Below are 13,119 nucleotides of genomic sequence, written 5' to 3' on the forward strand. Positions count from 1 at the left end.
TTATGCGCCAAGTGAAGGTGGGATTTATAGTGTTATAGTAACGGATGCATTGACAGGTTGTACAAGTAGTGTTACAACAGAAGTTATAGAGAGTTCACCACCAACAATAGTGTTAGTAGATGTAACAACAGATGCCTTTTCAGAGTTGCATATTATAGTTGTTACAGTTACAGGATCTGGCGATTATGAGTATCGATTAGATGATGGAGCATGGCAGGATAGTAATACCTTTACAGATGTATCAGCAGGCGAGCATGATATAGATGTACGAGATAAGATAGGCTGTGGATTTGTGAGTGATAAGGTAACGGTAATGGATTACCCGAAGTTTTTCACACCAAATGGAGATAGTTATAATGACACATGGAACATTAAAGGTATTGCGGACCAACCAAGCGCAAAAATTTATATATTTGACAGGTACGGAAAACTAATAAAACAGATAAGTCCCTCGAGTGAAGGTTGGAATGGTACCTATAATGGAAACCCAATGCCAACGAGTGACTACTGGTTTGTAGTAGAGTACAATGAACCAAATACCGGAGAACGTAAAGAATTTAAAGCCCATTTCACCCTGAAAAGATAAAATTAGATATGAATTTTAAGAAATATTGTTTAATAGCAAGTTTAGCCTTATTTACCCAAATTGGTACTGCTCAAGAAGGGTTACCGATTTATTCAGATTATTTAACTGATAACTATTATTTAATCCACCCGTCTATGGCTGGTGTTGCAAATTGTGCTAAAGTAAGATTAACAGCACGTCAACAATGGTTTGGACAAGAGGAAGCGCCTAATCTACAAACGCTTAGTATCAATGGTAGAATTGGAGATTCTCAGTCTGCAGTTGGTGCAATCTTTTACAATGATAAAAACGGATACCATTCTCAAACTGGTGGATATTTGACTTATGCGCATCATTTAATGTTTTCTCGTAATGAAATTGACTTGAATATGCTGTCGTTTGGTTTAAGTGCTGGTTTAATTCAATATAAACTTGATGAAACAGAGTTTTTGGCAGATGGTTTCGATCCAATTATTGCTGGTGTAGAACAAAGTGCAACTAATTTTAATGTTGATTTTGGATTTTCATACCATTTAATAAACTTCTATGCTCATGCTACAGTTAAAAATGTACTGAACAATGAAGGAATTAATTTTAATGAACAGGGTTTGACTTATGACAACTTAAGAACATATTTGATATCTGCCGGAAATACATTTAGCAAATACAATAGTCCTTGGAGTTATGAGCCATCAGTGATGTATATGTACAGAGATGCGACTGAAGAGTCTTCAATTGACGTAAATGCAAAAGTTTATAGAGAAATGGATTTCGGAAAAATTTGGGGAGGAATATCTTATAGAAGAAGTTTTGACGGAGCTGAATTTCAAGAAGGATCGGGAGTTAGTAGTCAGAAACTACAATACTTCACACCTTTCTTTGGTGTAGATTATAATAATTTTGTATTTGCTTATACCTATTCTTATCAAGCAAATTCTGTAGTATTTAATAATGGAGGTTTTCACCAAATAACACTGGGTTATAACTTTAATTGTAGAAGAGAAAAGTATGAGTGTAATTGCCCTGCAATTAACTAATTCCAAACATATATAAATAAAAAGTCTCGAAATTTTCGAGACTTTTTGCGTTAGTGATGGAAGCTTTGTTGAAGCTCTCCAAAGTTTTATTAAATTTGGAAGCGACTGCTGAGAGCACGACCAAGGAATTACCTTGGAAACGCTCAAAACTATTACCATTTATATTTCTTTTCTTTAGCTTGTGTTTTTATTGCACGTATCATAGCGTTTTCTAACTTGTTTTCATCATCTTTTTGTTGTTCTGTTATGAACTTACGCCTTTTTTCGTTTAAGGTCTGTATGTCGCCTTGAATAGATTCTCTTGCTTCACGTTTTTTAGCTAAATACGTCTTAATTTCAGATTTGCTTTTACCTTTTAATTCTTTAGGTAAATCATCTTCCTTAAGTTCTTCATAGTTGAAATCTTTTTCCTTTTCAGCGTCGACTAAATCCCAATTTGAGTTTTGATATAAATGAGAACTTTTACTTACCGTTCTACTCACTGCATTTGCACTGCTATAACCCATTGCATTAGTGTCCTCTTGTACTTGTTGCATTATTCTTACTTCTCCAACATAACCATAGGCAACATATGTTTTGTTTAGTTTTTGATTTAGTTTTAGAATTTGATCATCATAAGGTGTTGCGACGTAAGTAGTAGCTTTATTTTGGTTAATGGCCATATAGTCACCATGCGCCAAATCTGCACCATCTTTCCAATAGGATGAAATACCCTGATTATAATCTCCGCAAAAAATGGTGTTTATTGTTACATCGTTTTTATGAGCATGCTTTGCAGCTTCTTTATAACTCACATGACCTTGAGTGAATGGTTCATTGCCTGCTATAAATATTAATTTTAAATCATCTTGGTTTTTACCCCAATTTAATTGATTTAAAGATGTTTCTATGACTTGACCGCAATACTCATTTCCTCCGTTTGTAGTTAACGAAAATAGTTGTTTTGAAATTTCATCTAAATCACCACTAAAAGCTAATACTTGACGAATATAACCTTCTCTTCCGTTTAGGTTATCATTTCCATATTCGTACAGAGCAATCTCTAAATTTGGTTTTTCATCACCACATTTTGCATAAGATAATTCATTAACAATGTCCCAAAGTTGTGATTTAGCTTGATCTATTAGTCCATCCATACTATTACTAGTATCTAACAAAAGCGCAACTTTTATAAACTGATTATTTGCTTCATGAATTACTGTTTCCACTAAAGCGACTTTGGTTTTGTCTGATTTGTTGTTGGCGTTACAGGATAGACAAGTAATCATAAAGACGCTTAATACTATCGATTTAAAAAATGTTTTCATTATGTATGTTTTAAGATTGATGGGATAAAATTATGAGCATCTTTCTTTAATAAAAAACGATAATGAGTAAAGCCAGTTCTTAAGTGAGTAAGGATGGTTTTTAAATGAGGGAAGCCTTCCTTTTTAACTGTTTTAAGTCCTATTTTGGCTTTTTTCAATTTTATTTAATGAATTAAAGTGTGTAAGTTTATTCTGTTGAAATTTATCAAATGAAAGAAATCTTAAAATACAGTCTTATTTTCTTATTGTGTATGCCTGTTTATAATTTGGCTGCGCAACAAGAAGGGCCCTTATTACATATTAGAGGATCGGTACGTGAGAGTGATACTTATGAGCCAATTTCAAAAGTTAATATTGAGATTAATGGAGGCGCTTACACAATTACCGATTGGCAAGGGCGATTTACAATAAAGGCCAAAAAAGGAGATGAACTTATTGTAAGACATAAAGATTTTGAAACCGTTTACTATACTATTACTAATGAAGATCGTATTACCATAGAAGTTGAACCTGTAGTTAGTAAAAATATAAACTCCAAATTTAGACGTGACATTAAGGGTTTTAATTCTTTAATTGATTCCGTTGCAGTACATAAGAAAAAAGATGTTGCTAAGAGTATAAAATTTGTTGGTGAAGCCTTGACTCATAGTAATTCTGTAACTCAAAATGCAGAAGCATATCAGATTTTAGCTGAAGTATATATGTTTTGGAAACAGTATGATCTTGCAGTTAATAATTATAGGATTAGTCTTCAAAATGTAGAAACTAATGATTCTAAGTTGGGATTAGCTAAAGCGTATGAGCTTAATAAAAATTATCAAGAAAGCATTGATACGTATAATGCTATTAATAAAAAGGAACTTGGGAATTACCAACTAGTGACGCTATATGAAGGTTTAGGTGATACTTATTTCAGTATTAGAAAATATGATAAATCCCTTAATGCTTATCAAAAAGGACTTACAGTAGCCAGGGATCATTTGATTTCACCCAAAGTAGTTGATCTAAATTCAAAAATAGCACAGACTTATAATGCCGACGGAAAGGTTGAGGAAGCAGAAGGGTACTTTGATAACTCGATGGATCTTGCAAAAAAGGAAACTAAAAAACGTGCTCTTGAAGAAAAGGTTACAGTGGCCGATTTTCAAAATACAAATCGCAATTACGATAAAGAAATAGAGTTAAGAAAACAAATTGTTGAAGATGTTGAAGCTGTAGAAAAAGATTCAATTATTGATAATGAAAGCGCTTTAACCCTTCAAAAACAAAACTATAAAATTGGGAATGCTTATGCATTACAAAAGGATTATATAAATGCTATTCCTTACCTGGAAAGAAGTATTGAAGAAGCTGATGTTAAGGAAGATTTGATTGTTAAAAAAGATGCCACTAAGAAGCTTTCCGATGTTTATGTAGATGCAGGAAACTATCAAAAGGCTCTTGAGACTTTTACGGCTTATACCCAAGTTGTAGACGAGTTGTATGTTAAAAGAGAGCAAGAACTTTCACAAGCTGACCGATTAAGACGAAATATTAGTGAGCAACAAAATCGAATCACCAGCCTTGAAAGTGATAGAGAGCTAAACGAAAGCCTTGTAGAATCACGTAATAAAAACCAACAAATCGTTATTTATGCTTTAATAGCTGGTATGTTGCTGCTAACCATTATGGCTTTTGTAATGTATAAGTATATAAAACAACAGCGATTAGCGAATAATTTACTGGCTTTAAAGTCGTTAAGAAGTCAGATGAATCCGCATTTTATTTTTAATGCACTTAATTCTGTCAATAGTTTTATTGCTAGTAATGACGAGCGTACTGCCAATAAATACCTTTCTGATTTTTCACATTTGATGCGATCGGTTTTAGAGAATAGTGAAGAGGATTTTATCCCTTTACAGAAAGAAATTGAATTACTCGATTTGTATACTAAATTAGAGCATTTTAGATTTAAAGACAAGTTTGATTATAGTATAATTGTTGATGATGCTGTTGATGTTTCTGAATATCAAATTCCACCAATGCTATTGCAACCTTATATTGAAAATGCGGTATGGCATGGATTGCGTTATAAAACTGAAAAAGGACATTTATATATTTCTATCGATAAAAAAAGCAGTAATGAAATAACGATAAGTGTTTCTGATGATGGGATTGGAAGAGAACGTTCTAAAACTTTAAAAACAGAGAATCAGAAAAAACAAAACTCAAAAGGAATGGGTAATATCAAAAAACGTGTGGCCATATTAAACGAAATGTATAAAGACAAGGTAGACGTATTCATTGATGATTATCAAGATGAAGAAGATGCAGGAACCAAAGTCGTAGTTACCTTAAAAAAAGATTAAATGAATTTGAAATCCATAATTGTAGAAGACGAAGAAACGAGTAGAGAGATTTTAAAAAATTATCTCAATAAGTACTGTCCAAATGTTGAAGTTTTAGGTGAAGCTGAAAATGTTGATGAAGCTTTAATTCTTATTAGAAATCATGATTTGGATTTGGTGTTTCTTGATGTAGAAATGCCCTACGGAAATGCTTTTGACTTATTGGATAAAGTAGGAGATGTAGATTTTGAAACCATTTTTGTTACGGCTTATAATCACTATGCAATTGAAGCTTTAAACGCACATGCATCGTATTATTTAATGAAGCCAATCTCAATTGATGAGTTAATAAAATCTGTTGATTATGTTTCTGAAATTAAAATGAAGGAAGACGCACTACAAAATCAAGTTTTGGTGCCTAAGACCAATAGTGTCAACGGGAAAATAACCATTCCGCAACAAAATGGATTTGAAGTTATAGAAACTGCAGATATTATGTATTGCAAAGCTGATGATAACTATACCGAAATTCACTTAAATAACAACAAGAAGAAACTTGTGAGTAAAACCTTGAAATATTTTGAGGAAGCCCTCAGTGGAAGTAATTTTGCAAGGGTTCATAAAAGTTATTTAGTAAATGTAAATGAAGTGACTAAATATCTAAAAGGAAAAGGAGGAAGCGTGGTTTTAAGTAATGGAAAACAGATTATAGTGTCTGCCTCTAAAAAAGCCGATTTATTATCTTATTTTAAATAAACATATTATGCCAATCATAAAACCAGTAAAAGGAATCCATCCTAAAATACCAGACGACTGTTACATTGCTGAAAACGCAACTATAGTTGGAGAGGTAATAATGGGAAATGAATGTAGTGTTTGGTTTAATGCTGTCATTCGCGGTGATGTGCATTTCATAAAAATGGGTAACAAAGTGAATGTTCAAGATGGCGCAATCATACATGCTACGTATCAGAAATCGCCAACTACAATAGGTAATAATGTGTCTATTGGTCACAATGCCATCGTACATGGTTGCACTATTCATGATAATGTTCTCATTGGAATGGGAAGTATTATTATGGATGATTGTGTTGTAGAAAGCAATTGTATTATTGCAGCAGGAGCTGTTGTTACTGCCAATACAAGAGTAGAATCAGGAAGTATTTATGCTGGTGTTCCTGCAAAAAAAATAAAAGATATTAGCCAAGAATTAATCTCTGGTGAAATTGATAGAATTGCAGACAATTATGTGACGTATTCGAGTTGGTTTAAGTAGATTAAAAATCTAATAATTCTACTTTAAACTTACCATCAAGAATGTCATTTAAAACAATGGTATTTGTATTTGTGTAAAACAAATTTTCAGGTGTTTTACTTATAGAATTCTCAAGCTGGTTTTGATCAAGGATCTCCTTGATTTGTTTAGCAACTGCTAATCCAGAATCGATTATTTTAACATGTTTAGGAAGGATATCTAGTAGCAAAGGCATTAGGTATGAATAGTGTGTACAACCTAGCACCAAGTAATCAATATTAGCGTTAATCATAGGTTGTAGATACTCAATCAGTAATGCTTTCATTTCATTGGATGACACTTTTCCTTCTTCAATTAAAGTAACAATACCTTCTCCAATTTGTTCTATAACTTCAATCCCATTACTATATAAATCAGTTGTTTTATGAAACAAATCACTCGCAAGCGTGCCTTTTGTAGCTAAAATTCCAATAGTTTTGGTTTGTGTGTTGAGAGCTGCAGGTTTTATTGCAGGTTCAATACCAATAAATGGTACATCGTATGTTGAGCGTAAATATGAGATAGCGTTTGTGGTCGCGGTATTACAAGCCACAACAATCAGTTTGCAATTTTTTGATAAAAGATATTCTGTATTTTTTATGCTAAGGGCAAGGATCTCTTGTTTGCTCTTATTACCATAAGGAGCATGTTTACTATCGGCAAGGTATATTGAATTTTCATTTGGTAAAAACGCATGAATTTCTTTAAAAATTGATGTGCCACCAATACCGGAGTCAAATATGCCAATAGGTTGTGTATTCATTTGTTTTACAAAAATAGAAAAGCCACTTCGTAAAGTGGCTTTTCTATTAATTTATTTTTAGTGTAGTGATTTAGAATCCTAATTCTGTCTTCACATCTGCTAATAAATCTTTACCATCAGCAACTAGAACACCACTTCCTTGAGTAGAATCTAATACATACTGGAAACCTTGAGCTTTAGAAACTTTATCAATAGCCGCTTTTGCTTTTTCAAAAATAGGCTTTAATAAATCAGCTTCTTTTTTCTGTAAGTCTTGTTGAGCTTGACCTTGATACTGACGAATACTTTGTTCCATAGTTTGAACTTCTTGAGCTCTTGCCGTGTTTTCTTCTTCAGTTTTAGTATCTACTTCAGCTTGATATTGTTTTACTTTATTTTGAAGTTCTGTAGCCATCGTTTTGATTTCAGCTTCATAGGTCTTTGTTAACCTTTCAATCTCAGCCTGTGCAGTTTTCATCTCTGGCATAGCTTCAACCAACTGCGTTGTGTTAATATGTGCAATTTTAGTTTGTGCCGTTGTAAAGCTTGTTGCTCCAACAAAAAGTAAGCTTGCAAATAAAAGGGTTCTAAATTGTTTCATTTTAAAATTTGTTACGTGTTATAATTATTGTTTTTAGTTATTGTCATTAGGGATAGAGTCATTGCTTTTTTTCTGAGCTTCTCGTTCTTCTTTTGCCTTTTTTCTGTCCTCTAATATTTTCTTTCTTTTTTCATCGAGAGCTTTTTGTCTTGCTTCTCTATCTTTTAATTTTTGCTGTTTCTTTTCTTCAGCTATTTGTGCTGGTGTTTTTTCAGCAGTATCACCAGCCTTTTTTGCTTCGGACTTAGTTTCAGTCTTTTCTACCGTAGTGGTATCTTTAGTGCCAGCTCTTTTAGCTCCATTTACACTGTCACGTTCTGCTTTCGCTTCAGCTCTATCATCAAGTATTTTTTGACGACGGTCTGCAGCTGCATTTTTTAATGAATCTCTTCTTTTTAGCTGATCTTCCTGTCGTTTTGCAATTGCTGCTTCACGTTCAGATTTTTTATCTTCTAAAACTTTTTGACGTTCATCAAGTTCTTTATTAATCACTGGAACCACATCTTCTTCACCAGCTTTTTTACGTTCAGAACGAGACTTAGCCTGTGTTCGTTTAGAAGATCTTGTGATACTTCTAATAATTAATTCGCTTATATCAAAACGCTCTGCTGAGTATAACATCACAACGTCTGCTGATTTGTCGAATATGAAATCATATTTTTTGTTACCTGCAATTTCTTGAACTGCAGCAAAAATTTGATCTTGAATAGGTTGAATCAACTGTTTCTTCTGAATCATTAAATCACCACTAGGACCAAAACGTTTTTGTTGATAATCTAAAATATCTGCTTCTTCATAAGAAATATCTTCTAAGCGCTCATCATACAATTCCTTAGTTAAAAGAACACTTTCATTTTCTAGCTGATTTTTCTTTTGTTCAACAGAGCTTAAACGTTGTTCAATTTCTGTTTTCCATTGCTGAACTTTTTGTTCTAATTGTGTTGTCGCTTGTTGATATTCAGGTATATTCTGTAAAATATATTCGGTATCAATATAACCTATTCTAACACCACGTTGTTGTGCATTGGAAACAAAGCTCGTTAGACCTATAACTGCCACTAAAAAAAGAACTTTATACTTCATCTGTTTTATTTTATGATTTACTAATATTTTCTATTAATATTAAAATGACAGATAAATATAACGATTCCATCATTGTTTTGCTTTTCAAATAAACGAAATATATTCTGAAAAATTTTAACACATTCATTAAATCGTCATATTGCTTATAGAAAATATCGTGCCAAAATTAAAATTGCTGTCCAATAATAAAGTGAGTTTCCCATCCATTTTTGACAGTTGTGCCAGGAGTGGCGTCAAATCCATGACCAAAATCAATACCTAATAATCCAAAGGCAGGCATGAATATTCTTAGTCCGAAACCTGCTGAACGATTAAGATCAAAAGGATTATAATCTCTATAATTGTCATATGAAGCACCACCTTCTGCAAACATTAAAGCATATATTTTAGCCTGTGCACCAAGTGTTATAGGATATCTTAATTCTAATGAGAATTTATTATAAATGGTTCCACCATCTTGAGAAGATAACGATTGATTTGGGTAACCACGAAGTTGAATAACTTCTCTACCGTCTAATGAATAGTTTCCTAAACCATCACCACCTAAAAAGAAGCGTTCAAAAGGAATAACACCTCTATCACCATTATAGGCACCAAGGAATCCAAATTCAAAACCAGACTTAATTATTAACTTCTTTACAATTCGTGTATACCAGTCTCCTTTAAACTTAACTTTGTAGAACTCCAACCAATTGTAACGTTCTTGGTCAATTTCTCCAAGTCTTACTAAATCATCAGGATTTGCTGGATCAAGAGCATCTCTTTCATCTTTTAAAGCCTTGTAATCTACACTATTAAATAATGAGTATGGTAAAGACATTTTTGCACTGATAGAAAAGCTTGATCCGCCTTCAGGATAAATTGGATCTGTAAACAGATTATTTCGGCTTAAACCGATTGTGTATGATAAGTTATTTGAATATCCATCACCAAATGTGAATAAACCAGTGTTGTAATTTTTTAAGTTATAATGCTGAAAACTTACGGATTGAGACAATGTGAAATAATCATCTGGAACTTTCAATCGTTTAGCTATTCCAACAGAAACACCCGTAATGTTAAAACGTTTGTCTTTATCTGCTCCTCCAGTTGAAGGATCATAAAGAAATTGTTTTGTGTGAGATATAGATGTAGATAATTGAACTGGACGTTTACCACCTAACCATGGTTCTGAAAATGAGAAACTATATGTTTGGAAAAACCTTGAGGCTTGCAAACGCAACGCTAAGGTTTGACCATCTCCCATTGGGACAGGTTTATAGGCTTCTTTTTTAAATATATCTTTAATAGAGAAGTTATTGAATGATAAACCAAGTGTACCAATGAAACCACCTCCACCATAACCACCTTGCAATTCTATTTGACTAGAACCTCTTTCAACAACAGTATACTCTAAGTCTACAGTTCCTTCATTTGGGTTCATGTTTTTGAAGTCGGGAGTTAAGAGTTGTGCATCAAAAAAGCCTAACTGACCAAGTTCTCTAATAGTTCTAATTACATTAGCCTTACTATATAACTGACCAGGTTTTGTTCTTAATTCTCTATAAATAACATGGTCATTTGTTCTGTCATTACCTGTAACCGAAACATTATTGAAATAAGCAGGTTTACCTTCAGAGATACGAATTTCCATATCTATCACGTTTCCTTCTGCACTAACTTCTACTGGATTTATACTTGAAAATAAATATCCATTGTTTTGATAAAGGTTAGTTAAGTCTAAAGCGTCTGGCTTAGTGTCGTCAGCAATACGCTTACGTAATTCTACTCCATTATAGGTTTCACCTTCTCTAATTCTCAATACAGACTGTAATTGATCGTCTGTATAAACACTATTTCCAACAAATGTAATTTTACCAAATTTATACTGCTCACCTTCTTCTAGTGTAATTTCTAAACTTATTGTTTTTTTGTCTTTAAATATAATAGAGTCTGAAATGATTCTAGCATCTCTATAACCGTTTTCTTTATACTTATCAATGATGCTAACAAGATCTTGTTTATAGTCTTCTTCAATATATTTTGAGCGCTTTAGAAAACGGATGAAGTTCTTTTTCTTAGTATTTTTCATGGTCTTTCTAAGCTTTTTATCTGAAAGCTTATCATTTCCATTAAATACGATTTTATCTATTTTAACTTTTTCTCCTTTATCAATGTAGATAAGCATATCTACACGACTTTTTGGAATAGAATCACCAGTAACTTCATTGGTGTTGACAGTTGTCTTAGTGTTTAGGAAACCGTCTTTTTTGTATTTGTTAGTAAGGTAGTTACGTGTAGTAGTAATTAAGTTTTCTGTTACTTTTACACCTTTAATAAGATTGTTATCTTTTATAACAGCTTCTTTCTTCTTCCTTTTAAGGCCTTTTACTTCAACCTTATTAAGTTCAGGTAAATCAGTAAGGTTAATTTCTAAATATGCTTTATTGTTTTCTGTTTTAACTAAATAAATATCAATACTACTAAATAGTTTACTTGCCCAAAGTTTCTTTAATGCATTACTAACTTGTTCTCCAGGTATGATAATATCTTGTCCTTTACGTAATCCCGAAAAAGTAACAATTGTTGTTTCACTAAAGTTTGTGCTTCCAGTAACTGTTACTTCTTCTAAGATGTAACTTTTCCCGTTATTAAAGCCGGTTTGTTGTGCAACAACTATGCTCGAAATAATGAAGATTAATACTGTAAATAGTTGCTTTATGTAAGTTTTCAAAAGTAAATTATTAGCTAAGTTGTTCACTAGTTTTTCCAAATCGTCGTTCTCTGTTTTGATAATTAATCAAAGCCTCATATAGGTTCTCCTTTGTGAAATCCGGCCATAAAATATCTGTAAAATATAATTCGGCATAAGCAATTTGCCATAAAAGGAAATTACTTATTCTGTGTTCACCACTGGTCCTAATTAACAAATCTACATCTGGTAAATTTTGCGTGTAAAGATGCTTATTAATAATTGATTCGTCAATACTTTCAGCAGAAATTATATTATTTTTAACGTTCGTAGCTATCTCTTTAACGGCATTAACCATTTCTTCTCTCGAACCATAGCTAAGCGCTAAAGTTAAAGTCATATGAGTATTGCTTTTAGTTTTATCAATAACTTCTAGTAATTCTGTATGTGCTTTTTTTGGCAAATCATTTAGGTTTCCAATAGCGGAAAGCTTGATGTTATTATCTTGTAATGTTTTAATTTCTTTTTTTAAGGACTTTACTAAAAGCTTCATTAAAGTCTGTACTTCTAGTTTAGGACGTTTCCAATTCTCTGTTGAAAAGGCATATAGTGTTAAGTGCTTTATACCTATATCAGCGCTTGTTTCAACTACTTCTCTAACAGATTTAGTGCCATTTTCGTGACCAATGACTCTTAGCATTCCTTTTTTCTTAGCCCAACGACCATTGCCATCCATGATTATTGCAACATGAGCTGGTAATTTATCTTTTAATATTTGGTCTTTTAGATTCATTTAAAAATTGCAATAACAAGGTCTTTGTCCAAATGTGTATGTTAAAGTAAAACCGGTAAATACGTACCAATCATTACTATTTATATTTCCAATACTAACTTGATCCTCAAAATCGCCATCAGGAACACTTCCATCTAACTCATCTGAAAAGGTATATCTCGCACCAATTTCAAACCCTAGGATAAAATGGTTGGTAATATTTGATTTAATACCTAAGGTCATAGGAATTCCAAATGCCCAACTACTTGTTTCTTCATTTATGATTTCTCCATCTTGTCCATAATAGAAATTATCATGCTTTGCTGCAGTAATTCCAGAATAGAGATAAGGCGTAACCTTCAATCCTGAGGTATGAAGATCAAAATCCCAAAAGGTAAATTCCATACCAGCCGAAATTTCTAATAAATTACTATCAAATTCGTAATTTCTAGCTATTCGTCTTGGATCATCTGACTCTCTATCTTTACCTACCAAATCAGCATATATTAGAGACACTCTCCAAGAATGTCTTGGGCTACGATTCCATTTTAAAATCAAACCTAAAGCAGCGGTATTTGGCGCAATATAATCTGTAGCTCCAACATCTCCAATAAAATTGCTTCCACCTGCATACACGCCAACTTCATAAATTTGAGAATGACTAGTTTGGGCGAAAAACACACTCAATAAAAATAAGATTAAATATCTCATAAATTTTTA

The 13,119-nt window shown here is 32.6% G+C and carries 12 protein-coding genes; 5 read left to right on the top strand and 7 right to left on the bottom strand.

Annotated elements, in window-relative coordinates; genetic code table 11:
• Positions 1-586, top strand: a 586-nt coding sequence (locus RH81_RS03345) for a T9SS type B sorting domain-containing protein (RefSeq protein ID WP_033957760.1), incomplete at its 5' end; no start/stop codon positions are given.
• An 8-nt stretch (positions 587-594) separates the two neighbouring features.
• Positions 595-1,602 carry a PorP/SprF family type IX secretion system membrane protein gene (locus RH81_RS03350; RefSeq protein ID WP_033957762.1) on the top strand — a complete coding sequence of 336 codons (1,008 nt, stop codon included), beginning with the start codon at positions 595-597 and terminating at the stop codon, positions 1,600-1,602.
• Positions 1,603-1,754: 152 nt separating this feature from the next.
• Here the strand turns inward: RH81_RS03350 and RH81_RS03355 are convergent, their stop codons facing one another.
• Positions 1,755-2,909, bottom strand: a complete 1,155-nt coding sequence (locus RH81_RS03355; protein WP_033957766.1) for a vWA domain-containing protein — start codon at positions 2,907-2,909, stop codon at positions 1,755-1,757.
• 209 nt (positions 2,910-3,118) lie between these two features.
• Here RH81_RS03355 and RH81_RS03360 point away from each other — a divergent pair, with 209 nt between their 5' ends.
• From RH81_RS03360 to RH81_RS03370, 3 genes are read left to right on the top strand one after another with little or no spacing between them, the layout of a single operon-like run.
• A complete protein-coding gene (locus RH81_RS03360) occupies positions 3,119-5,257 on the top strand; it encodes a histidine kinase (protein WP_033957769.1) in 2,139 nt (712 codons plus the stop codon).
• On the top strand, positions 5,258-5,992 hold the full coding sequence (locus RH81_RS03365) for a LytR/AlgR family response regulator transcription factor (RefSeq protein WP_033957773.1): 735 nt from the start codon (positions 5,258-5,260) through the stop codon (positions 5,990-5,992).
• Positions 5,993-5,999: 7 nt separating this feature from the next.
• The gene (locus RH81_RS03370; RefSeq protein ID WP_033957777.1) at positions 6,000-6,512 is read left to right on the top strand and encodes a gamma carbonic anhydrase family protein; all 513 of its coding nucleotides are present in this window, start codon (positions 6,000-6,002) and stop codon (positions 6,510-6,512) included.
• Position 6,513: 1 nt separating this feature from the next.
• Here the strand turns inward: RH81_RS03370 and murI are convergent, their stop codons facing one another.
• The 6 genes from murI to porG all read right to left on the bottom strand — a co-directional run bounded on the left by murI (position 6,514) and on the right by porG (position 13,110).
• On the bottom strand, positions 6,514-7,293 hold the full coding sequence (gene murI / locus RH81_RS03375) for a glutamate racemase (RefSeq protein ID WP_033957780.1): 780 nt from the start codon (positions 7,291-7,293) through the stop codon (positions 6,514-6,516).
• A 70-nt stretch (positions 7,294-7,363) separates the two neighbouring features.
• Positions 7,364-7,873, bottom strand: a complete 510-nt coding sequence (locus RH81_RS03380; RefSeq protein ID WP_033957784.1) for an OmpH/Skp family outer membrane protein — start codon at positions 7,871-7,873, stop codon at positions 7,364-7,366.
• Between the two features lie 33 nt (positions 7,874-7,906).
• On the bottom strand, positions 7,907-8,956 hold the full coding sequence (locus RH81_RS03385) for an OmpH/Skp family outer membrane protein (RefSeq protein ID WP_033957787.1): 1,050 nt from the start codon (positions 8,954-8,956) through the stop codon (positions 7,907-7,909).
• A gap of 166 nt (positions 8,957-9,122) precedes the next feature.
• On the bottom strand, positions 9,123-11,708 hold the full coding sequence (locus RH81_RS03390) for a BamA/OMP85 family outer membrane protein (RefSeq protein ID WP_033957791.1): 2,586 nt from the start codon (positions 11,706-11,708) through the stop codon (positions 9,123-9,125).
• Positions 11,680-12,420, bottom strand: a complete 741-nt coding sequence (locus tag RH81_RS03395; RefSeq protein ID WP_033957794.1) for an isoprenyl transferase — start codon at positions 12,418-12,420, stop codon at positions 11,680-11,682. The genes RH81_RS03390 and RH81_RS03395 overlap by 29 nt, the downstream gene beginning before the upstream one ends.
• Complete coding sequence (gene porG / locus RH81_RS03400; RefSeq protein ID WP_033957796.1) at positions 12,421-13,110, bottom strand: type IX secretion system protein PorG; 690 nt, start codon at positions 13,108-13,110, stop codon at positions 12,421-12,423.
• Between the last annotated feature and the right edge of the window lie 9 nt (positions 13,111-13,119).

The sequence above is a fragment of the Psychroserpens jangbogonensis genome (assembly GCF_000797465.1).
In the GTDB taxonomy this organism is placed as follows: domain Bacteria; phylum Bacteroidota; class Bacteroidia; order Flavobacteriales; family Flavobacteriaceae; genus Psychroserpens; species Psychroserpens jangbogonensis.